This is a genomic window from Mycobacterium sp. NGS51 (assembly GCF_059812525.1).
Genome location: NZ_JCALCV010000016.1, coordinates 90,744 through 109,709 on the forward strand (window position 1 = coordinate 90,744; position 18,966 = coordinate 109,709).

23 protein-coding genes are annotated in these 18,966 nt (G+C 63.8%); 8 read left to right on the plus strand and 15 right to left on the minus strand.

Features of this window, described 5'->3' with window-relative positions; all coding sequences use genetic code 11:
• Positions 1-227: 227 nt before the first annotated feature.
• Entirely contained in the window at positions 228-791 is a 564-nt protein-coding gene (locus tag AC5Y5W_RS19030) for a recombinase family protein (RefSeq protein ID WP_500022487.1), read from the minus strand.
• Between the two features lie 158 nt (positions 792-949).
• The gene (locus AC5Y5W_RS19035) at positions 950-1,348 is read right to left on the minus strand and encodes a DUF3846 domain-containing protein (protein ID WP_500022488.1); all 399 of its coding nucleotides are present in this window, start codon (positions 1,346-1,348) and stop codon (positions 950-952) included.
• Positions 1,349-1,491: 143 nt separating this feature from the next.
• On the opposite strand from AC5Y5W_RS19035, the gene AC5Y5W_RS19040 reads away from it, so the two are divergent.
• Positions 1,492-1,836: a VOC family protein gene (locus tag AC5Y5W_RS19040; protein ID WP_500022489.1), complete on the plus strand. Its 345-nt coding sequence runs from the start codon at positions 1,492-1,494 to the stop codon at positions 1,834-1,836.
• A gap of 5 nt (positions 1,837-1,841) precedes the next feature.
• Here the strand turns inward: AC5Y5W_RS19040 and AC5Y5W_RS19045 are convergent, their stop codons facing one another.
• Positions 1,842-2,471 (minus strand): chymotrypsin family serine protease, encoded by a 630-nt coding sequence (locus tag AC5Y5W_RS19045; RefSeq protein WP_500022490.1) that lies wholly within the window; start codon positions 2,469-2,471, stop codon positions 1,842-1,844.
• A gap of 284 nt (positions 2,472-2,755) precedes the next feature.
• On the opposite strand from AC5Y5W_RS19045, the gene AC5Y5W_RS19050 reads away from it, so the two are divergent.
• The 4 genes from AC5Y5W_RS19050 to AC5Y5W_RS19065 all read left to right on the plus strand — a co-directional run bounded on the left by AC5Y5W_RS19050 (position 2,756) and on the right by AC5Y5W_RS19065 (position 5,110).
• Positions 2,756-3,064: a hypothetical protein gene (locus AC5Y5W_RS19050; RefSeq protein WP_500022491.1), complete on the plus strand. Its 309-nt coding sequence runs from the start codon at positions 2,756-2,758 to the stop codon at positions 3,062-3,064.
• Positions 3,061-4,257 (plus strand): hypothetical protein, encoded by a 1,197-nt coding sequence (locus AC5Y5W_RS19055; RefSeq protein ID WP_500022492.1) that lies wholly within the window; start codon positions 3,061-3,063, stop codon positions 4,255-4,257. Before AC5Y5W_RS19050 ends, AC5Y5W_RS19055 begins: the two co-directional genes overlap by 4 nt.
• Positions 4,258-4,364: 107 nt before the next feature.
• Positions 4,365-4,712, plus strand: a complete 348-nt coding sequence (locus tag AC5Y5W_RS19060) for a hypothetical protein (RefSeq protein WP_500022493.1) — start codon at positions 4,365-4,367, stop codon at positions 4,710-4,712.
• Complete coding sequence (locus AC5Y5W_RS19065; RefSeq protein ID WP_500022494.1) at positions 4,709-5,110, plus strand: hypothetical protein; 402 nt, start codon at positions 4,709-4,711, stop codon at positions 5,108-5,110. The genes AC5Y5W_RS19060 and AC5Y5W_RS19065 overlap by 4 nt, the downstream gene beginning before the upstream one ends.
• Before the next feature lie 62 nt (positions 5,111-5,172).
• On the opposite strand, the gene AC5Y5W_RS19070 is transcribed toward AC5Y5W_RS19065, so the two are convergent.
• Genes AC5Y5W_RS19070 through AC5Y5W_RS19080 form a run of 3 tightly spaced genes read right to left on the minus strand, consistent with a single transcriptional unit; the run spans position 5,173 to position 6,114 of the window.
• Positions 5,173-5,607 carry a hypothetical protein gene (locus AC5Y5W_RS19070; RefSeq protein ID WP_500022495.1) on the minus strand — a complete coding sequence of 145 codons (435 nt, stop codon included), beginning with the start codon at positions 5,605-5,607 and terminating at the stop codon, positions 5,173-5,175.
• Complete coding sequence (locus AC5Y5W_RS19075) at positions 5,597-5,926, minus strand: hypothetical protein (protein ID WP_500022496.1); 330 nt, start codon at positions 5,924-5,926, stop codon at positions 5,597-5,599. Before AC5Y5W_RS19075 ends, AC5Y5W_RS19070 begins: the two co-directional genes overlap by 11 nt.
• Positions 5,923-6,114 (minus strand): hypothetical protein, encoded by a 192-nt coding sequence (locus tag AC5Y5W_RS19080; protein WP_500022497.1) that lies wholly within the window; start codon positions 6,112-6,114, stop codon positions 5,923-5,925. Before AC5Y5W_RS19080 ends, AC5Y5W_RS19075 begins: the two co-directional genes overlap by 4 nt.
• A 364-nt stretch (positions 6,115-6,478) precedes the next feature.
• Here AC5Y5W_RS19080 and AC5Y5W_RS19085 point away from each other — a divergent pair, with 364 nt between their 5' ends.
• Positions 6,479-8,272, plus strand: coding sequence for a thiamine pyrophosphate-requiring protein (locus tag AC5Y5W_RS19085; protein ID WP_500022498.1), 1,794 nt, complete (start codon positions 6,479-6,481; stop codon positions 8,270-8,272).
• Between the two features lie 131 nt (positions 8,273-8,403).
• Positions 8,404-9,777: an HNH endonuclease signature motif containing protein gene (locus AC5Y5W_RS19090; protein WP_500022499.1), complete on the plus strand. Its 1,374-nt coding sequence runs from the start codon at positions 8,404-8,406 to the stop codon at positions 9,775-9,777.
• 7 nt (positions 9,778-9,784) lie between these two features.
• Here the strand turns inward: AC5Y5W_RS19090 and AC5Y5W_RS19095 are convergent, their stop codons facing one another.
• Complete coding sequence (locus tag AC5Y5W_RS19095; RefSeq protein WP_500022500.1) at positions 9,785-11,605, minus strand: glycoside hydrolase family 15 protein; 1,821 nt, start codon at positions 11,603-11,605, stop codon at positions 9,785-9,787.
• Positions 11,605-12,651 (minus strand): glucose 1-dehydrogenase, encoded by a 1,047-nt coding sequence (locus tag AC5Y5W_RS19100; protein ID WP_500022501.1) that lies wholly within the window; start codon positions 12,649-12,651, stop codon positions 11,605-11,607. The genes AC5Y5W_RS19095 and AC5Y5W_RS19100 overlap by 1 nt, the downstream gene beginning before the upstream one ends.
• 161 nt (positions 12,652-12,812) lie before the next feature.
• On the opposite strand from AC5Y5W_RS19100, the gene AC5Y5W_RS19105 reads away from it, so the two are divergent.
• Complete coding sequence (locus AC5Y5W_RS19105; protein WP_500022517.1) at positions 12,813-13,772, plus strand: iron-containing redox enzyme family protein; 960 nt, start codon at positions 12,813-12,815, stop codon at positions 13,770-13,772.
• Here the strand turns inward: AC5Y5W_RS19105 and AC5Y5W_RS19110 are convergent.
• From AC5Y5W_RS19110 to AC5Y5W_RS19140, 7 genes are all read right to left on the minus strand, one after another.
• Entirely contained in the window at positions 13,752-13,967 is a 216-nt protein-coding gene (locus AC5Y5W_RS19110; RefSeq protein WP_500022502.1) for a CDGSH iron-sulfur domain-containing protein, read from the minus strand. The two genes, AC5Y5W_RS19105 and AC5Y5W_RS19110, sit on opposite strands and share 21 nt — an antisense overlap.
• On the minus strand, positions 13,964-14,662 hold the full coding sequence (locus AC5Y5W_RS19115; protein WP_500022503.1) for a HemK2/MTQ2 family protein methyltransferase: 699 nt from the start codon (positions 14,660-14,662) through the stop codon (positions 13,964-13,966). Before AC5Y5W_RS19115 ends, AC5Y5W_RS19110 begins: the two co-directional genes overlap by 4 nt.
• A gap of 82 nt (positions 14,663-14,744) precedes the next feature.
• Positions 14,745-15,305 (minus strand): type 1 glutamine amidotransferase domain-containing protein, encoded by a 561-nt coding sequence (locus tag AC5Y5W_RS19120; protein WP_500022504.1) that lies wholly within the window; start codon positions 15,303-15,305, stop codon positions 14,745-14,747.
• Positions 15,306-15,325: 20 nt separating this feature from the next.
• Entirely contained in the window at positions 15,326-16,495 is a 1,170-nt protein-coding gene (locus AC5Y5W_RS19125; protein WP_500022505.1) for a zinc-dependent alcohol dehydrogenase, read from the minus strand.
• On the minus strand, positions 16,492-17,424 hold the full coding sequence (locus AC5Y5W_RS19130; RefSeq protein ID WP_500022506.1) for an SRPBCC family protein: 933 nt from the start codon (positions 17,422-17,424) through the stop codon (positions 16,492-16,494). The genes AC5Y5W_RS19125 and AC5Y5W_RS19130 overlap by 4 nt, the downstream gene beginning before the upstream one ends.
• Positions 17,417-18,421, minus strand: coding sequence for an LLM class F420-dependent oxidoreductase (locus AC5Y5W_RS19135; RefSeq protein WP_500022507.1), 1,005 nt, complete (start codon positions 18,419-18,421; stop codon positions 17,417-17,419). The genes AC5Y5W_RS19130 and AC5Y5W_RS19135 overlap by 8 nt, the downstream gene beginning before the upstream one ends.
• 46 nt (positions 18,422-18,467) lie before the next feature.
• Entirely contained in the window at positions 18,468-18,932 is a 465-nt protein-coding gene (locus tag AC5Y5W_RS19140; protein WP_499889332.1) for a GatB/YqeY domain-containing protein, read from the minus strand.
• Between the last annotated feature and the right edge of the window lie 34 nt (positions 18,933-18,966).

Here is an 18,966-nt window from a genome sequence, read left to right on the forward strand (position 1 = left end):
CTCTCACCGCACTTTCGCGGCTGAATCACGGCTGGTAGCGGAAGTAGTACCCAGCGCCGTCGCCGCCGACACCGATGCGCCTGCCGCGACCATCAGGGCACCTGCTGTCAGGACAATCTTCTTCATCGTCTCCCCATCTCTCAGGTGCCAGTGTTGATGTGACATTAACAGGTAATGGCATAGCTTCGTGTCGCTACTTGGGAGAAGGGAGACATAGATACCCGCAGCTAGACCCGTGTTTCTGACGTGCCCAACGCTCGGTACAAGGTGCTCCGTCCAACCCCAAGGGTCCGTGCCACGTCGCCAACCCGATGACCCGCTGAGACCAGTGTTCGGGCTTGCGTCAGCTTGTCGTCGCTGACGGCGTTCGGGCGACCAATCCTGACACCTCGTGCCTTCGCCGCCGCCAGCCCCGCTTCGGTTCGTTCACGGATGAGTTCTCGCTCGAACTGCGCCATCGCGCCGAACACGGACAGGACCAGCCTGCCCGACGCCGAACCCGTGTCGATGTTCTCAGTCAACGACCGCAGGTGGACACCGCGCTGCGCCAGGTGCTCGACCAGCTCCAGCAGATTCCGTAGGGAACGAGCGAGACGGTCCAATCGCCACACAACGAGGGTGTCGCCCTCCCGAAGATGTTCAAGGCAGCGGTCCAGCTCGGGGCGGGACGACAGCGAACCGCTCACGCCATGGTCGGTGAAGACACGCTCCACTCCGACGCCAGTGAGCGCATCCAGTTGCAGTTGCGGGTTCTGGTCGGTGGTGCTAACCCGCGCGTATCCGATGAGCATGTCAGGACCGTCCCGCAACCCACCGACAGGGCTGATACGGGAATCCCGTTACGGGACAAGGAAACGGGACACCACCGCCAGGGGCTACGTCGGTAAAACATTCTTGGGCGGCATCGTCCATGAACCCAACGGTTTTCGGACAGTGGAATGGCGACATGTCAGTCCTTCTCAGCCCGAAGCCGTGCCACAAACCCCGCAATCTCAATCTCGTGATGCACCGCCCGCGCCAGGCCCGCGACCCCATTGGGTAGGTCCGCGTCCTCGCATCCGTCCGCGCCGACCACGACCGCATTGCCCAACAGTGGTTGCGAGGCATCAGGGTTCAGTCTTTTCCACAGAGCAGTGGCGACCTCGTTAACAGGAAGGTTCTGCGCGATACCATCCTCGTTGACGTAGAACACCACCCGCTCCCCGTCAGTGGTCGTCCCGTACGCCGCTTCGATGTAGCCGCCCACGATGCGCTGGTACAACTCGAAGTCAGGTTCGATGTTCGAGGGGCGCGGCGCGGCAGGGGAATCGGCGTAGATGACGAGCGCCTGAATGCGGTTGTCGGTCATGGGCTCAGTCCACTCCACAGCGGCGTGAACGCGCAAGGTGACGGTGGGGACGTGACATAGGACTTGCGTAAAGCACTGTGACAGCGATGGTTTCGATAATTGTCCGCTATCGCATGTCACTGACAGCGGGTAATGTCCCTGACATGAACGGCGACACGATTAGGACGCAGCCCATGCTCACGGATGTGACTATCCGTGTTCCTGACCCCGAGTTGGCGGCGGAGTTCTACGTGCTCCTCGGCGGCGACCCTGACCCGTTCGAGCACCTCGTGTGGTTCGGCATGACCGCCGTCCAGCTCTGGAAGGGCGCGCCCGCAAGCCGCGTGGACCTGAGCATCAACGTGCCCGACGTAACCGAGGTGGCTGACCGCCTGGAGCGGAACGGGCACATCGTGCGGTGGAGCCATCCGAACCGTAGCGTTTTCACGACCCGTGACCCCGACGACAACTCGGTGCTCATCAGGTCATGGGAGAACTGGCAGCGCTGAGGCGGCTACTTCCCGACTGGGAGGAAACCTGGACCCCACCTGTCGGAACCCTCGCGTACATATTGAATGAGGGCACGAATCGGGAAGCCGTACAGCCCTTTTGGGTCGTTGTTCCCTATCGTGATTCCGTACAGGGTCGGTCCACGTCCGTACCACGGTGAGCCGCTGTCACCGTGGTCGGCGGCTAGCGTGCTGAACATGACGGAATGTCGTGGGTTCTTGGCGTTTATCGACACCTCGGTGATTCTGCCGTTGGTGCCATGGGTGGTCTCCCCGTACTTGCGTACGGAATCTCCGACAGAAGGGTTGTTGTACTTGGTGAAGAACGCATCGGCGGTGTACGTGCCGCGTGCCAGTTGGATGACTGTGACACCAAGTCCGTCCGTAAGCCTGCGAGTATCGCCCCTATGGGAGACAACCTCACCAATCAGGTTCTTTCTGCGATCGTAGACCCGCTCTCCCAGACGGCTGGCGCAATGCCCCGCCGTTACCGCGAGGCGGTCATGATGGCTGTTGGTGGCGAGAAATCCAAGGCTGCACGACCCGCCGTTCGTGAAAATGGGCATACCAGGAGCGAGACCGACGCTCGCTTCGGCGGTCGGCGGAGCCAGCAGACTGACCAGGACTGCCGTCACAACGCCGACCAGCGCCCGTCTCGCCGCCCGCATCCGCCCGACCTCCCACGTCCAGTGTTGGCGTGACGTTAACAGGGGGTGGGGACACCGAAGCGCGGCAATTCGGGCGCGGGCTACCTGAATGGGTGCTTCAGCTTGCCGTCGCTGAGGCTGACGAAGCAGGTCTGCGCACGGTGTTCTCACCTCAGCCAGAGCCGCTCGTTCGGGCGGTAAGGTCACGTTCGACACCGCCGCATTTGCTAGGCTCACCAGCAAGTTTCTTGCAGGAGGGGTGGTGCAGGCGTATGGCGAAGGTGTTGCAGCTCAATTCCGAGAAAGTGCGCGGGTTTGCCAAGGACATGTACCGCGTATCGGACACGTTGTCGAACATGAGCATCGACTCGGTTCTGCTCAGCGGCTCAGCGGCGTGCCAAGGCACTGCCTTCGTGTCGGGACTGAGCACCCACGCCACCGAACAGCACGGTGAAGTCCAGAAGCTTGCTGAGCACCTGGACGGGTTCGGTAGCGGGATTTTGCACGCCGTTGACGCCATCGAACGCGCCAGCGGAGGTCTGCCGCCGACACCGCCGCCGTCCAGTAACCGCGATCTATGAGCCTGGTCATCTCACAGGTCCGCGACTGGAAGCTTGGCGATCTCACCAACACGGCGGCTGGGCTACGCAGCGGAGCCGACAAGATGAGCGAGGCTGCACTTACTGTCATCAACGGGCTCAAGGGTGTCGAGACCGATTGGCAAGGTGAAGCCAGGGACAAGGCGAAGGTGCTGGGGAAGGACCACTACGAAACACTGCAAGAGAAGGCCCGCCGCTGGAACAAAGCCGCTGGCGTGCTCGATGAAGGCGCTCAACAACTTGGGCTGTTGCGTAACGCCATCCTCGACAGAGTGGATGACCCCGCCAACAAACAGAAGTACGTCATAGCCGATGACGGCAACGTGGAGCTGACGGACGCCTACGCGAAAACCCTCAAGACTGAGGACGCGCAGAGGGTTGCCGAGACCGAGCGTGCGAATATGGAAACGTCGTTGCGGTCGCTGCTTGCGACGGCGGAGCTGTGCGCGCAGCGATACGACGCACAGACCACAGGCGCGTTGAAGGACGCCGACTGGTATGGACCTACGGGCGTCCCCGAACCGACAGCACTGCCTACCGACCCCAAGACCGCCGCCAACAAGAACGGGTCAGGTCCAGACCAGTACCACACCAACCCCCCGAGCAGCGGCTACGACAGAATCCGCCTGCAAGGGACCAAAGGCTGGGCTGAAGGTCTCGTGGAAGCTGGGCGGTCGGCTGGACAGACCTACGCCCCCGAACTGTTGCAGCATTTCCTCGACGGCTCGGGGAAAACGATGACGGTGCCAGTGGACAACATGTTCCACGACATGCCGTGGTTCCAACAATCAGCCCAAGACCAGACACGAGCAACCGTGCAGACCGCGATCAACGCCATGCCCCCTGGATACAAAGGACCAGTTGCGTTCCAAAGTGACTACACCAACCTAAAATCTGACGGCACACCCGCTCGCCCCGACAAATTCAACAATCCTGACTGGTTCGCGGCGATGGGGACATTCAGTTATCAGACCAGTGGCATAGCGACTCCCACCGCCGATGGGCACTACAGCGTGGCGGCGAGAACCAGCGTTTACGACTACTACAACTTCGACACCACCGACCCGCACCCGTGGCCGCAGGTATCCGACCTCAACAACCTGCAACGCGCTGGCTGGGCACAGAACTTTGAAACAGTAGGAACGTCGGGCATCCAGCGAAGCACGTACCCATGAGCACACGCCGACCTCGGAGACCATTCGTATTCGCTGCTGTAGCAGCGGTTCTCGTCTTCCTCAGCTCGGGCTGCGGACCAGGATGGACGGACGAGGGTACCGACATCGTGAGCGAGCTAAAGATCGAGATTCCCAAGTCAGCTACCAACATTGTCGGACACACAGGCAAGGGCGTTGATTTTCTCATGCCCGACGACCAATGGCGCGATTACGTGGCGAAATACTATCCAGATGCGACCCTCACGCCGTTTCCAGCGAACAAGGAGACAGATGGGAGCGTGCCACTGATGTGTGTTCCAGCGTTCCGCGCAGGCGTGAAACTCGTCAAATTGGTCACTGGGGACGATATTCAATATCGAAACACCAAGAGAAAAGTTCACCGCACGGTGATTGTCACCCCTGACTGCGAAACGGGCAAAGCGTACGTTCAGTGGAGTCTCGGCGAACCGAAATGACTACGCCCTCGAAGGCGACATCAACCTGGGTCAAGCTGGTCGTGCCGTTCGTGCTCGGGGTGCTCGCGGCGACGGCGGTGTGGCACACCTTGCCGAGGATGTGGTACGGCTGCGACGTTGAGCGCATGAGTGCGGGGGAAGGGTTCGCTCGGACCTTCGTAATGATGGAGGCGACCTTCGGCGTGTTCGTCGTGACCGCCGTTATGACCCTCATGGCGTTCTGGCTGATGCGGAGCGGTCAGAGGTGGTGGGCTCCCTACGCTGCTGGCGCTGCCGCCGTGGTGGTCGCCGTCATAGTCGTTCTGGTGTCTATCACCGTCGTTCACGACCCGAACCGTCAGACGCCCAACCGCAAGTGTCCCAACGGTCCTCTGCCGTGGTCGCGGTTGCTCGGGTGAGTATCTGTCGTCGGGTGGACACGACAGGGACGTAGATTCCCGCAGGTCATCGGCTACGCCGCTCACAGCCCCAGTTCCGCGTCCCGAGCGCAATCATCGCCGTATTGCTCGATGCCCCGTAGGTACGAGTCCAGCACCACGTTGAGGGTCGAACCTGATGGCATCACCGCCGCCAGGGCAATCGCCAGGTCGGGCAATGAGTCGCGTTCAGCCAGGAACCACCGCATCGACGGCACGACGATGCTGAACCCCGTAGGGTGACCCTCGGTCAAGCTGTGCAGGAACACCATCTCGTCGTCCCCGTCGATGAACTCGTTCGAGCCTTCGAGGGTCGCCCACACGGCGGCTACCAATTCATCGGCACCAGTCAGCACACCAGCGGGGTCGAGCGGGTCGTTGGGGACAGCCGCGTGCAGGTACTCGACCTGGCGGCTATCGGGGGACACCGCGCCGAGCACGGTGCCATCGGGGAGAGCTAATGCGTGGTCACGTGGCATTGACGGGTACCAGCTCCAGCCGCGCCGTGCCCTGCGGGCAGCGCAGCACAGCCCACGGTCGTTGTGCCAGTTGACGATTCACCGCGCGGGTGACGTACGAATACTCAGCAGGCACGATATGCCACAGGTCCAGCGCGGACACTATCGCCTCCAACCCGCAGCGCAGCGTTGGGGACTCTTCGGGGTCCAGGTGAGCACCCTCGGTCGTGACAGGCTCACCGCCACGCGGGGTCCAGGTGACGCGACAGAAAACCTCTTCCGGGTCATATCCATGCGGGTTCGGGACCAGGAACGGGCGAACGTCATATGGCAGGGTCATCGCGTGGACACCCGCCAGAGTTCGCGCCGGGTGTCATCCGTCGAGTAGATGAATGGAAGCACGGAACCATCAACCTTGTGCACATCAATCCTGTAGCTGAACCCGCCAGTGAACTGGTCGGGGTTCTGACTGATGTGCTCTCGCACAAACTCTGCTATCGCCTCGTGCATGTCCTCAGTCGTTGTCATGCCCACCATCGTGCAGGTCGGGTCCGACATCACGCCAGCACGAGGAGGGGACGTGACACGGTGCTGGAGCTGCGGTTCTGGCGATTCGACGTGAGTGGCAGTGGAGTGGCAAGACCCTTAGTATTACTTGGACTCATTGAACGTATTGGTTAGACCAAATTTAGCTATGAGCAGTGCAAATATCTAAAACGTGCATGTTAACCGTTATGGATATAACCGCAGGTGGATGTGCGCAACATTCGTTCGGGACGAAGAGGTCGTGGGTTCGAATCCCGCCACCCCGACTCGTGTGGGTCTAAGTCGACCGCCTCCTGGGTAATCACCCTTCCGTTACCTGCTGCCTAAAACGGGAATGGGGTGTGCGATGGCAGGCGCTTTGGTTGCCGACTTCGTGCTGGAAAGACTGCGCGATTGGGAGATCGAGAAGGTTTTCGCCTACGCGGGCGACGGGATCAACGGTCTGCTCGCGGCCTGGGGTCGCGCCGACAACAAGCCGAAATTCGTACAGGCCCGCCATGAGGAGATGGCCGCGTTCGAGGCGGTCGGCTACGCGAAGTTCTCCGGCCGCCTCGGCGTGTGCGCGGCGACGTCGGGCCCCGGCGCCATCCATCTGCTCAACGGCCTCTACGACGCCAAGCTCGACCGGGTACCGGTACTGGCGATCGTTGGGCAGACCAACCGCAGTGCGATGGGCGGTTCGTATCAGCAAGAAGTCGACCTGATGAGTCTGTACAAGGACGTGGCCAGCGAGTACATCCAGATGGTCACCGTGCCCGAGCAGCTACCCAACGTCTTGGACCGGGCCATCCGCACCGCGGTCACGAAGCGGACGGTGACGGCCGTCATCATCCCCGCCGACGTGCAGGAGCTCGAATACTCACCGCCGACTCACGAATTCAAGATGGTCCCGTCCAGTCTGGGGTTCGAGTGGCCTGACATCGGGCCCTCGAAGGACGGGTTGCAGCAGGCCGCCGAGGTGCTCAACGCCGGCGAGCGCGTCGCCATGCTCGTGGGTTGCGGCGCGAAGGGGGCGGTCGACGAGGTGACCGAACTCGCCGAACTGCTCGGAGCCGGTGTTGCCAAGGCACTGCTGGGCAAGGACGTGCTCTCCGACGAACTGCCCTTTGTGACCGGCTCCATCGGGCTGCTGGGGACGCGTCCGAGTTGGGAGTTGATGCGCGACTGCGACACGCTGCTCACGATCGGGTCGAGCTTCCCCTACACGCAGTTCTTGCCGGGGTATGACCAGGCGCGCGGTGTGCAGATTGACATCGACCCGGCGTTGATCGGTATGCGCTATCCCAACGAGGTGAACCTGGTGGGCGATGCGGCGGCGACCGCGCGCGCGCTGATACCGCTGATCCAGCGCAAGTCCGATCGCTCCTGGCGTGAAACGGTCGAGAAGAACGTGCAGCGTTGGTGGGAAACCATGGAGATGGAAGCCAACGTGTCCGCCGATCCGATCAACCCGATGCGGCTTTTCGCCGAGTTGTCACCCAAGTTGCCCGACAACGCGATCGTCACTGCCGACTCGGGGTCGTCGGCGAATTGGTATGCGCGCCAACTGAAATTCCGCGGCAACATGCGCGGCTCACTATCGGGGAACCTCGCAACGATGGGTCCGGGCGTGCCCTACGGGATCGGCGGCAAGTTCGCCAACCCCGACCGGCCGGTGATCGTGTTCGCCGGTGACGGTGCGATGCAGATGAACGGGATGGCCGAGCTGATCACGATCGCGCACTACTGGGAGGAATGGGCAGATCCCCGCTTGATCGTCACAGTTCTGCACAACAACGACCTCAACCAGGTGACGTGGGAGATGCGGGCGATGTCGGGTGCACCGAAATTCCCTGAGTCCCAGACTATTCCGACAGTGGACTACGCAGGCTTCGCAGCCAGCTTGGGTCTGGCTTCGGCGACCCTGACTGATCCCGATCAGATCGTGCCGGCGTGGGATCAGGCGCTGCGGGCCGATCGCCCGACCGTGCTCGACGTGCATTGTGATCCCAACATCCCGCCGGTGCCGCCGCACGCCACCTTCGACCAGATGAAGGCCGCCGCCACCGCGGTGCTCAAAGGCGACGAGGACACCCTCGGCATGCTCAGGGAGGGCATCAAAGTCAAGGCCCAGGAGTTCATCCCGCGCCGACGCAAATAGCCGGAGTTAAACATGTAGCTGGAACCACGTGTGTCACTTGGGTTTCAGCAATTCATCCACAGTCGGCGCTTTATCCACAGGTGCAGTTGGCGGAGGCGTACTTGTCGGGCGGCGGCGATATTATTTCGAACATGCAAGCGACTAGTCGCGAGGAGATCGTCGGGGTCTTCGACGCTGCCGAGGCTGACATGCGGCTGGCTGTGGACTTGTCGTTTGATGGGTTGACTACTCCAGAGTGTTTGGCGCTGCTGGAACGTTGGGAACGAATCCGTCGGTGCATGTCGGCGGTTGACCACGCGTTGATCAATAAGGTCGCCGAACAGGCCGACGAAACGGAGTTGGGCGGCAAGTTATCGTTTGCGTTGGCCGAGCGGTTGCGTATTACGCGCCCCGAAGCCTCCCGACGCATCGGCGATGCCGCCGATTTGGGGCCGCGCCGCGCGATGACCGGTGAGCCGCTGGCGCCGGTACTGCCGGCCACTGCCGAAGCGCAGCGCGCCGGCGAGATCGGCGACGGTCACGTGCGGGTGATTCGCGGCTTCTACCACCGGCTGCCCGACGCGGTTGACATTGAGACTCGAGAACAGGCCGAAGCGCAACTGGCCCGTCAAGGCAGCCTATTTCGGCCCGACCAACTGGCCAAGCTGGCTGACAGGCTCACCGATTGCGTCAACCCCGACGGCGATTTCACCGACAACGACCGCGCCCGCCGACGCAGTCTGATCATCGGCAAACAAGACGTCGACGGCATGAGCCCGATCACCGGATATTTGACCCCCGAGGCGCGCGCCACCATCGACGCTGTCCTGGCGAAGTTGGCCGCCCCGGGCATGTGCAACCCCGACGACCTGACCCCGTGCGTCGATGGCGCCCCCGCCCAGCAAGCCATCGACAACGACACCCGCAGCACCGGCCAGCGCAACCACGACGCGCTCAATGCCGCCGGACGTGCGCTTTTGGCCTCCGTTGATCTAGGCAAGCACAACGGGCTACCAGCGTCGATCATTGTGTCGACTACCTTGGCCGAGCTCGAAGCGGGTTGCGGCAAAGCGATCACCGGCGGCGGAACCCTGCTGCCAATGAGTGACGTGATTCGGTTGGCCTCCCACGCCCATCATTACCTCGCGATCTTCGACAAGGGCGAGGCGATCGGGCTGTATCACACTAAGCGCCTGGCCAGCGTCGGACAGCGAATTGTGTTGTATGCCAAAGACCGTGGCTGTTCATTCCCCAGCTGCGACGTGCCCGGCTACCTCACTGAAGCCCATCACGTCACCGATTTCGCGCAGTGCCGGGAAACCAACATCGATGATCTCACTTTGTGCTGCGGTCCCCACCACAAACTGGTCACCTCTGGCGGCTGGAAAACCCGCAGACTCAAAAATGGTGACACCGAATGGATCCCACCGCCTCACCTGGACCGCGGCCGACCCAGAACCAATACCTACCATCATCCCGAGCGACTGCTCCGCGACGGCGAAGACGATGATCCGGCGGCGGCGTAGCGATTCCCTAGTGCTGGGGCCGCGGGGCGGTAGTACCCGCTCCCTTGCCGCCGGTCTGCGTCGACGATCCGCTCAGCTGTCGCGCGGTGTTCACCAGCCCGACCATGCTGAACGCCTGCGGGGTGTTGCCGACCAGCCGTTGCGCACCGGTGTCGTATTCCTCGCTGAGCAGCCCGACGTCGTTGCGCAGGTCGAGCAAGCGTTCGAAAAGCTCGCGGGCCTCGTCGCCGCGGCCGATGCCGTGCAGGGCGTCAGCCAGCCAGAAGGTGCACACCAGGAAGGTGCCTTCGGTGCCGGGCAGCCCGTCACCGCCGCCGTCGGCTTCGGGGTCATATCGCATCAGGAATCCGTCACTGGACAGCTCACGCTGCACGGCTTCGACGGTGCCAACAACGCGCGGGTCGGCCCAGGGCAGAAAACCGACCCGGGGTATCAGCAGCAACGCGGAGTCGAGGCCGCGCGAGCCGTAGGACTGCGTGAAGGTTTTGCGGTCGGCGTCGTACCCGTGTTCGCAGACGTCGGCGTGGATGCGGTCCCGCAAGTCGCGCCACGTGTCCAGCGGGCCGTCGAGGCCCTGGGTTTCCACGGTGTGCACGGCGCGGTCGACACCGGCCCAGGCCATCACCTTGGAATGCACGAAATGGCGTCGAGGACCACGTACTTCCCACAGGCTGGAATCCGGTTGGTTCCAATTGCCTTCGAGAAAGTCCAGCAATGCCCGCTGGATATCCCAGGCCTCATCGACCGCCTGCATCCCGGTTTCACGGGCGAGGTGCAGCCCGTCGAGGACCTCGCCGTACACGTCGAGCTGGAACTGTCCAGCGGCCTCGTTGCCGATACGAACCGGCGCGGACTTTTCATATCCGGAAAGCCAGTCCAGCGTGAGTTCGGGCAATCGCCGGGTGCCGTCGATGCTGTACATGATCTGGAGCTTGGCCGGGTCGCCCGCCACCGCGCGGACCAACCAGTCGCGCCACGCCTTGGCCTCGTCGATATACCCGGTGCCGAGCAGCGCCTGCAGAGTGAAGGTGGTGTCCCGCAGCCAGCAGTACCGATAGTCCCAATTTCGCACGCCGCCAAGCGATTCCGGCAACGATGTGGTCGCGGCGGCAGTGATTCCGCCGGTCGGGTCGTAGGTGAGCGCCTTCAGGGTGATCAGAGCACGGCGTACTGCCTCCTCGTACGGCCCGCGGTATGTGCACTGACCGATCCAGTCCTTCCAGTACTCCTCGGTGTCGCGCAGTGCGTGGTCAGCTTGTGCGCGGACAGCTTCCGGAAGGCGGTGCGACGCCGTGTGGGTGAGCACGAACGGCACCCTGTCGCCGGCTGTCACCTCGAATTCGGCGACCGTCGACATGTGCTCGCCCTGCAGGTCGGCGGGCGTGGTCAGGCATAACGTGTCGGGGCCGGCGACGGCGATCAGGCCGTCCTCGCTTCGCCGGATCCAGGGCACCACACTGCCGTAATCGAACCGGATCACCAGATGCATCCGCATCGGCACTCGCCCGGACAGCCCCTCGACGATTCGGACCACATCGGCGGCTTCACCGCGGGGCGGCATGAAATCGGTGACTCGCACCGACCCCTCGTCGGTGTCCCACTCGGTGTCCATGATCAGCGTGTCGTCGCGGTAGGCGCGTCGCGTCGCGGGCCCACCGGAGGCCGGCGCCAACCGCCAGTGACCGGCGGACTCGTCGTGCAGGAGCGCCGCGAAGCAGGAACCGGAGTCGAACCGCGGCAGGCACAACCAGTCGATGCTGCCCTCACGGCTCAGCAGGGCGGCGGTGTGCAGATCGCCGAGCAGGGCGTAGTCCTCAATTCGAGACATCAGAGTTCGATAACCACCTTCACGTCGCCGTCGGCCGGTTGGAATGCGTCGGCAGCCTTCTCCAGCGGCACGCGTCGGGTGACCAGACCTTCCAGCCAGTCGTTGTCGGCGCGGGCCAGCACGTCAGCACCCTGCTGGTAGTGGCGGAGGTTGGCGTTGACCGAGCCGACCACCACGTCGTTCTCCAACACGATGTCACGGTTCACCAGGCCGGCGTCGACGTCAATGTTGTGTCCACCTGACGAGACACCGGTCAGGCAGGTGATCCCGTAGGTTACGGTGTTCATCAGCGCACCGAAGACGATGCTGCCCACACCGGTGGCCTCGATGACGACGTCGGGCCGCAATTGCTTGGCCACCGACTCGATGTCTTCGTGGTGGTAGGTCGCGCCGAGCGATGTGACCAGCTTCGGCTTCGGGCCGTCGGTCACCCGGTCCAGCACGTGCGTGTCCAAACCGCGTTGCACCCCGATCAGCGCCGCCAACAAGCCGATCGGTCCGGCGCCGGTCACCAGCGCCCGTTTCGGTTCGAACCAGCCGCGGCTGCCGATCCGCTCCACCTGCTCCCAGGCCTTGGCCACCACTGTCGTCGGCTCCAACAGCATGCCGACACGTTCCAGCGACGGATCGAGCCGGACGGCGTAATCGGGTTCCACACACCACGCTTGGCTGCCGTAGCCGTCCAGCTCCTTGATGCCCCGCTCGCGGTAACGGCCATTGCGGCACATGTCGAACTCGCCGTGCGCACACGCGCCGCACGGCTCGGGGTCGGGCCGGCGCACTACGCCGACCACCAGATCGCCGGCTGAGAAGCTGCTCGATGCCGGTGCCTCACGCACCCGGCCGAGCGATTCGTGTCCGAGGACCAGGCGCGAGGAGTTCGGCGGTGCCCAGCCGTATTCGCCGGAGACGATCTCTTTGTCGGTGCCGCAGACCCCCATCGCGATGCCGTCGACCAGCAATTCGCCGCCGGCCGGGGTCGGGTCGGGCACGTCGGACACGCTCAGCGAGCCCTTGTGGCCCGGCTGTACGGTCAATGCGCGCATGTCACCTCCTAGTTCGTTGTGCAGCGCAGTACTACCCCCTCAACGGGGCTGTTATGCGACCGCGTCGTTTGGCCGGTGCGCAAATCGGGGTAAACCCCGGCGTGACCCAGGCAGAAGCAGCGGTCGAACCCAGGCTGCCCGCAGCGCATGGACCGCTGTCGATGGCGGTCCGGCGCACTCTCACCGAACCGGCGCCGCGGGACCAGTTGGTCCGCATCGAAGCTTCGGTGCGGGAATCGGATCCCTACGGCCTGGACCTGCAATTGGCGCTGTACATGTGCTACGAGCTGCACTACCGCGGCTTCGCCGGCGTCGACCCGACCTGGGAGTGGAATCCCGGACTGCTGCACCTGCGCGGCCAGTTGGAGCGGACTTTCCTGGCGGCCGTGCAACGAGACGTCGGACCGATCGATCCCGGCCACACCGCGGCGGCCGAAATGGATGCCCTCTCAGTCGAATCCGTCGATGGCAGTGGTCCGTCATACTGGCTGCGCGACAACGGAACCTGGGCGCAGATGTGCGAATACTTCGTGCATCGGTCGCTGTATCACCTCAAAGAGGGCGATCCGCACGCCTGGGCTATTCCGCGTCTTACCGGCCAGGCCAAGGCCTCGTTCGTGGCGGTCGAATTCGATGAGTACGGGGCCGGACAGGGTCCGCGAGTCCATCAACAGTTGTTCGCGAACCTGCTGACCGCCGCAGGCTTGGACTCGACATATCTGGCCTATCTGGACGCGGTTCCGGCCGAATCGCTGGCAGTGGTGAACCTGATGTCGCTGTTCGGTCTGCACCGCCGGTTGCGCGGTGCGGCCATCGGGCATTTCGCGTCGACGGAAATCACCTCTCCGCCGGGTTCGCGCCGACTGGTGGAGGCCCTGCAGCGACTCGGGGCACCCGCGGAGTGTGTGAGGTTCTACAGCGAGCACGTCGAGGCCGACGCGGTGCACGAGCAGGTGGTGCGCATCGACGTGGTCGGCGACTTGGTCGGACGGGAGCCGCAGTTGGACTGCGACGTGGTGTTCGGGATCCGCGCCCACGCGATGGTCGAAGACCGTCTCGGTGACGCCATGGTGGCGGCGTGGAAAGCCGCCCAGAGCTCGCTACGACGACCGCTCGGTTGACGCTGACTGCGTGCGGCGACAGCGTCGGTGGCTGGTGTCGCACAGCGGGTAGTTCTTGCTGCGCCGACAGGTGCAGACGGCCACCATGAACCGGTCGGATTCGACGACATCACCGCCGGGCATCTCGATGCGCACCGGCCCGGCTATCAGCACCGGCCCGTTGGGCACCACCTGTACCCGCGTACAGCCGGTCATGGCTTGTCCGCCCGGATCACCACGAGTTCCTCCGCGCGGCAACCGCGCCGAATGCGGCCGGTGTCTTCTAACCAGCTTGCCCGGGCCGACATCACCGGGCCGAACGGAATCCATTGGGAGGCAATGACTCGAGCATCCAAGCCGGTTGATCGCAACGCCTCGAGCGTCTGGTCGGCGCCCGATAGGCTGGAGTGCACCAGCAGCATGGAGCCGCCGTCGCAGAGCAAACGCGATGCGGACTCACACAGCGGATCCAGTATCAGCCGCCCGTCCACTCCAGCGTTCCACGCCCATTCGGGGCCAGCGCTTTTCGGGATCGCCTCGCGGTCGCCCGTCGGGGGGGTAGCCACATACGGTGGATTGGACATGATCACCTCGAAGGGTGCGCAGTTGAGCGCACCGATCCAAGACCCTTCCCGCACGTCCACATCGACACCGGCATGCACCGCATTTCCTCGCGAACACGCCACAGCGTGGGGACAAATGTCGAATGCCGTCACACTGGCTGCCCCCAATTCGGCAGCGGCGATCGCGATGTAACCACTACCGGTACACAGATCCAGTACACGGCGCCCCGGTACGAGCGCAGTGGCTTCCATGGTGTCGACCAGAAGCTGCGAGTCCTGTTGCGGCGGATACACGCCGTCGGCGGCCAGCGAATCCGTTACGGGCGGCGCCAAGTAAGAAGTGGTCACCTGCGGCCTTTCGACACGTTGCCACGTCGATCGCGGCTGGCGTGACTATGCCCGCAAACCATGCTGTTGAAACCAGGACCGATCAGGCGCCGGTGGGTGCGTGAGCGAATTTTTCGACAATCGTTGAACAGAACGCCGGCAGATCGGACGGCGAACGGCTGGTGATCAGATTCCCATCGACGACGACCTCCTCGTCGACGACATTGGCGCCGGCATTGCGCAGATCGGTGCGAATGCTCTGATACGACGTCAGCGTGCGCCCCTTGGCCACCCCGGCCTCCACCAACGTCCACGGGCCGTGGCAGATTGCCGCGACCGGCTTTCCTGACGTGACGAAGTCCCGCACGAACGAGACCGCCAAATCGTCCATCCGCAGCTTGTCCGGGTTGACGGTGCCGCCGGGCAACACCAGCGCGTCGAAATCCTCGACGGACACATCCTTGACCGCCCGGTCAACGGGAAATGTCCCAGCCGGCTCCAAATCGTGGTTCCGCGCTTCGATTTCGCCGGATTTCAGCGACACTAATTGGGTCTGCGCACCTGCGTCTTCCAGAGCCGCGCGCGGCTGTTCGAGTTCGACCTTTTCTACGCCGTCCGCTGCCAAAAAGGCGACCTTCTTGCCGTGCATTTGGTCATGTGACATAACGGTTCTCCTTCGTCGTCTTAGGGTTTGAGCACGACCTTGGTGCAGTTGTCGCGCTTATGTTTGAAGATCTCGTATCCGTGCGGTGCCTCGTCGAGCGACAGCCGGTGGGTGACCAAGAACGTCGGATCGACCTCGCCGTTGCGGATTCGCTCGAGCAGCGGTCGCATGTACCGCTGCACGTGGCATTGCCCGGTTTTGATGGTCAGCGACCGATTCATGATCGCTCCGATGGGGAACTTGTCCATCAGCCCGCCGTAGACCCCGATGATCGAAATCGTGCCACCGTTACGGCAACTCATCGCCGCTTCCCGCAAGGCATGGGGCCGTTCGGTTTCCACCCGAGCGGCCTGTTTCACTCGGTCATAGGCGTCCACCACGGTGGACCCGTTACGGGCCTCCAAACCGACCGCATCGATGCAGTGGTCCGGACCACGCCCGGCGGTGATGTCTCGGAGCTCTTCGAGCACCGACGTCTCAGCGAAGTTCAGCGGTATCGCACGTACTTCCTCAGCTAGCTCCAACCGATACGGAACCCGGTCAATCGCAATGACTTTCGATGCGCCCAGCAGGTAAGCGCTTGTCATCGCGAACAGTCCTACCGGGCCGGCGCCCCAGACGGCGACCACATCACCCGGCTTGATGTCGCACATCTCGGCACCCATGTAGCCGGTCGGAAAGATATCCGACAAGAACAGCACCTGTTCGTCGGTCAGGTCATCCTCGATCTTCAGCGGGCCCACGTCGGCGAACGGCACCCGCGCGTATTCGGCCTGCCCGCCGGCGAATCCGCCCAGCATGTGCGAGTAGCCGAAAAGTCCGGCAGGTGAGTGGCCCATCAGCTTCTGGGCGATGCCCGCGTTCGGGTTCGAGTTCTCGCACAGCGAGTACAGGTCGCGCTCACACGCCGAGCACGCACCGCATGCAATCGGGAATGGCACCACCACCCGATCGCCCACCGCCAGTTTGGTCACTGCCTTGCCGACTTCGACGACCTCGCCCATGAATTCGTGCCCGAGGATGTCGCCGTGCTTGACGGTCGGAATGTAGCCGTCGTAGATGTGCAAGTCCGAACCGCAGATTGCCGTCGAACTGACGCGCACGATCGCGTCGCGCTCGTTGAGGATCTTCGGATCGGGAACCGACTGGACCTCCACGCTGTTACGTCCGGCCCACACCGTGGCCTTCATCGGTCGGCTCCCTTCGGCTGCCCGCTCTGCTGATGCATTTGCCTGCGCGCGGCAGTACCTTCCGGCGATCCATCCGAACGCATGACCTGTCCGGTCTCCAGGATCTGCTTGAAGCGACGAAGGTCGTCGTTGACTTGTTGGTCCGGCGACTCGCCGAATATGGTTGCCGCCGCCTTGGCCAGCGCACCGCCCGGCAGGCGGTAGCTCATCGTCACCCGTACCTCGGTGTCGGTGCCGCCCGGCGCGGGCGTGAACTCGACGCTGCCACCGTTTTCGATGGCTGAGCCCGGCAGCGACTGCCATGCGATGCGAGTGTCGGGCTCATCGTCGGTGATCTGCGCGTCCCACTGCACCGACTGACCCATGGGCGCGTTGGCCACCCAGTGCGTACGACCGTCTGATCCGGCGGTCACCGACTTCAGGTGAAACATGAATGACGGCAGGTTCTTCAGGTCGCGCCAAAACCGGTAGACATCCGCAGGCGGGCGTCGCACCGTGACCGCTGCCCGCAACGTCTGATGGCGCGGCCCGTTGGCGTGTCGTCCACCACTGTCGCGACTGGTGCGCAGCGCCGCGTAGAGATCGGCAGCACCGATGCCGGCCAGTGCGGCGGCCGCGATCGCGCCCCGCTTCCGCCGCCCCGGCCCCCGATTGGCCACCCCGACACCCAGCAACGCCAGATCCAGGACGTCGCCGGCGACGCGGGTCCATACCAGCTTCTCCGGCCCGAACAGCAGCGCGGCGCCGTGTCCGCATTCACGCAGGCCCAGCGCCCGGATCACCGACCGCGTTCGGTCGGTGTCGTCCACACCAGCGACCGCGGCAACCTGCGCCGGTGCCAGCAATTCACTGAGGCCCAGGACCACACTCGCTCCACCGAGCCCCTTCACCAGCAGAGCGGTGCCGTTCGCAAACGACGGATTAGTCATCACCGTCCCCTTGGTTGGCGGCTGCCCGCAGCGCCTCGAGCAACGGCTCGGCGGCCTCTTTGAAGAACAGGTCTTGTGCCTCGCCACCGATTTGCACCAAAGCGACGTCGGTAAACCCGGATTCCCAGTAGGCCCGCACCGCGTCGACGATCGCGTCGAGGTCCGGCCCGCAGGGAATGCTCTCGGCGACGTCCTCGGGTCGGACGAACTGGGTGGCGGCGGCAAAACCCGCCGTCGTCGGCAGGTTGGAGTTGACATGCCAGCCCCCGCTGAACCAGCGGAACTGCTCGTGGGCGCGCTGCACCGCGGCGTCGCGGTCCGGGTCCCAGCACACCGGTATCTGCCCGACGACCCGGCCGCCACCGGCCATCCCGACGGCCTGGCGCGCGGAGTGCCAGTCACGGACCAGGTCTCCGCTGGGCTGCACCGCGATCAGGTGGTCGGCGAGGGTGGCGAACTTGCCGATCGACCGTTCGCCGGTCATCGCCACCGCGATGCCGATCGGATCGTCGGGCAGATCCCATAGTCGTGCCGAGTCCACCTGGTAGTAGTCCCCGCGCCAATCGACCAACTCGCCGCCGAACAACGCGCGGATGATCTCGATCGCTTCGCCCAGCATGTCCTGGCGCTGCTTGAGCGCCGGCCAGCCCTTTCCGACGACGTGCTCGTTGAGGTTCTCGCCGCTGCCCAGGCCGAGGGTGAAGCGGCCGTCGGCAAGAATCTGCACGGTAGCGGCCTGCTGCGCGACGACCGCCGGGTGGTATCGGATCGTCGGACAGGTCACATACGAGTACAGATCCACCCGTTCGGTGGCATGTGCGACCGCTCCCAGTACTGCCCAGGCGTTGGGGGCGTGTCCTTGCGACGAGAGCCACGGCGAGAAGTGGTCACTGCAGACCTCGAAGTCGAAACCGCGACGTTCAGCCGAAATCGCATATCGGACAAGTTCTTTCGGGCCATTTTGTTCTGTCAACAGGGTGTAGCCGAACCGCGTCATTCCAGACGGGTACCCCAGCACGGCCAGGGCAAACGATTGCCCGCGACTAAAGGCGGTCCTTCACCGCCGCCGACAGCCGGGCTCCGTCGGCCTTGCCGGCCGCGATCGCGGTGGCCGCCTTCATCACCATGCCCATCTGTTTCATGCTGGGCCGCTCGCCGAGTTGTTCGGCCACCTGGGCGACCGCGGTGTCGACGACGTCGGCGAGCTCACCCTCGGTGAGTGGGGTGGGCAGGTATTCGTCGATGACGCGCGCTTCGGCGTGTTCCTCGGCGGCGAGCTCGCCGCGGCCGTTCTGGGTGTAGATCTCGGCGGCTTCCCCACGTTTGCGGGATTCCCGGGCCAATACCTTGAGCACCTCGTCGTCGGAGAGTTCCCGCGACTGCTTGCCCGAGACTTCCTCGGTCTGGATCGCGGCCAGCAACATGCGCAGGGTCGCGGTGCGCAATTTGTCCCGCGTCTTCATTGCTTCGGTCAAGTCGGCGCGCAGCCGGGATTTGAGGTCGGCCATAGCTCAGACGCTACGCGAGCCATCTGGCGCCGCG

What these genes read in the sequence shown, in the direction of transcription:
- AC5Y5W_RS19040 (WP_500022489.1), top strand. Translation starts at nt 1,492, where the DNA reads ATGAACGGCGACACGATTAGGACGCAGCCCATGCTCACGGATGTGACT.
- AC5Y5W_RS19120 (WP_500022504.1), bottom strand. Translation starts at nt 15,305, where the DNA reads ATGTCACATGACCAAATGCACGGCAAGAAGGTCGCCTTTTTGGCAGCG.
- AC5Y5W_RS19130 (WP_500022506.1), bottom strand. Translation starts at nt 17,424, where the DNA reads ATGACTAATCCGTCGTTTGCGAACGGCACCGCTCTGCTGGTGAAGGGG.
- AC5Y5W_RS19065 (WP_500022494.1), top strand. Translation starts at nt 4,709, where the DNA reads ATGACTACGCCCTCGAAGGCGACATCAACCTGGGTCAAGCTGGTCGTG.
- AC5Y5W_RS19085 (WP_500022498.1), top strand. Translation starts at nt 6,479, where the DNA reads ATGGCAGGCGCTTTGGTTGCCGACTTCGTGCTGGAAAGACTGCGCGAT.
- AC5Y5W_RS19100 (WP_500022501.1), bottom strand. Translation starts at nt 12,651, where the DNA reads ATGCGCGCATTGACCGTACAGCCGGGCCACAAGGGCTCGCTGAGCGTG.
- AC5Y5W_RS19135 (WP_500022507.1), bottom strand. Translation starts at nt 18,421, where the DNA reads ATGACGCGGTTCGGCTACACCCTGTTGACAGAACAAAATGGCCCGAAA.
- AC5Y5W_RS19070 (WP_500022495.1), bottom strand. Translation starts at nt 5,607, where the DNA reads ATGCCACGTGACCACGCATTAGCTCTCCCCGATGGCACCGTGCTCGGC.
- AC5Y5W_RS19140 (WP_499889332.1), bottom strand. Translation starts at nt 18,932, where the DNA reads ATGGCCGACCTCAAATCCCGGCTGCGCGCCGACTTGACCGAAGCAATG.
- AC5Y5W_RS19110 (WP_500022502.1), bottom strand. Translation starts at nt 13,967, where the DNA reads ATGACCGGCTGTACGCGGGTACAGGTGGTGCCCAACGGGCCGGTGCTG.
- AC5Y5W_RS19075 (WP_500022496.1), bottom strand. Translation starts at nt 5,926, where the DNA reads ATGACCCTGCCATATGACGTTCGCCCGTTCCTGGTCCCGAACCCGCAT.
- AC5Y5W_RS19095 (WP_500022500.1), bottom strand. Translation starts at nt 11,605, where the DNA reads ATGTCTCGAATTGAGGACTACGCCCTGCTCGGCGATCTGCACACCGCC.
- AC5Y5W_RS19105 (WP_500022517.1), top strand. Translation starts at nt 12,813, where the DNA reads ATGGCGGTCCGGCGCACTCTCACCGAACCGGCGCCGCGGGACCAGTTG.
- AC5Y5W_RS19090 (WP_500022499.1), top strand. Translation starts at nt 8,404, where the DNA reads ATGCAAGCGACTAGTCGCGAGGAGATCGTCGGGGTCTTCGACGCTGCC.
- AC5Y5W_RS19035 (WP_500022488.1), bottom strand. Translation starts at nt 1,348, where the DNA reads ATGACCGACAACCGCATTCAGGCGCTCGTCATCTACGCCGATTCCCCT.
- AC5Y5W_RS19055 (WP_500022492.1), top strand. Translation starts at nt 3,061, where the DNA reads ATGAGCCTGGTCATCTCACAGGTCCGCGACTGGAAGCTTGGCGATCTC.
- AC5Y5W_RS19030 (WP_500022487.1), bottom strand. Translation starts at nt 791, where the DNA reads ATGCTCATCGGATACGCGCGGGTTAGCACCACCGACCAGAACCCGCAA.
- AC5Y5W_RS19125 (WP_500022505.1), bottom strand. Translation starts at nt 16,495, where the DNA reads ATGAAGGCCACGGTGTGGGCCGGACGTAACAGCGTGGAGGTCCAGTCG.
- AC5Y5W_RS19080 (WP_500022497.1), bottom strand. Translation starts at nt 6,114, where the DNA reads ATGACAACGACTGAGGACATGCACGAGGCGATAGCAGAGTTTGTGCGA.
- AC5Y5W_RS19050 (WP_500022491.1), top strand. Translation starts at nt 2,756, where the DNA reads ATGGCGAAGGTGTTGCAGCTCAATTCCGAGAAAGTGCGCGGGTTTGCC.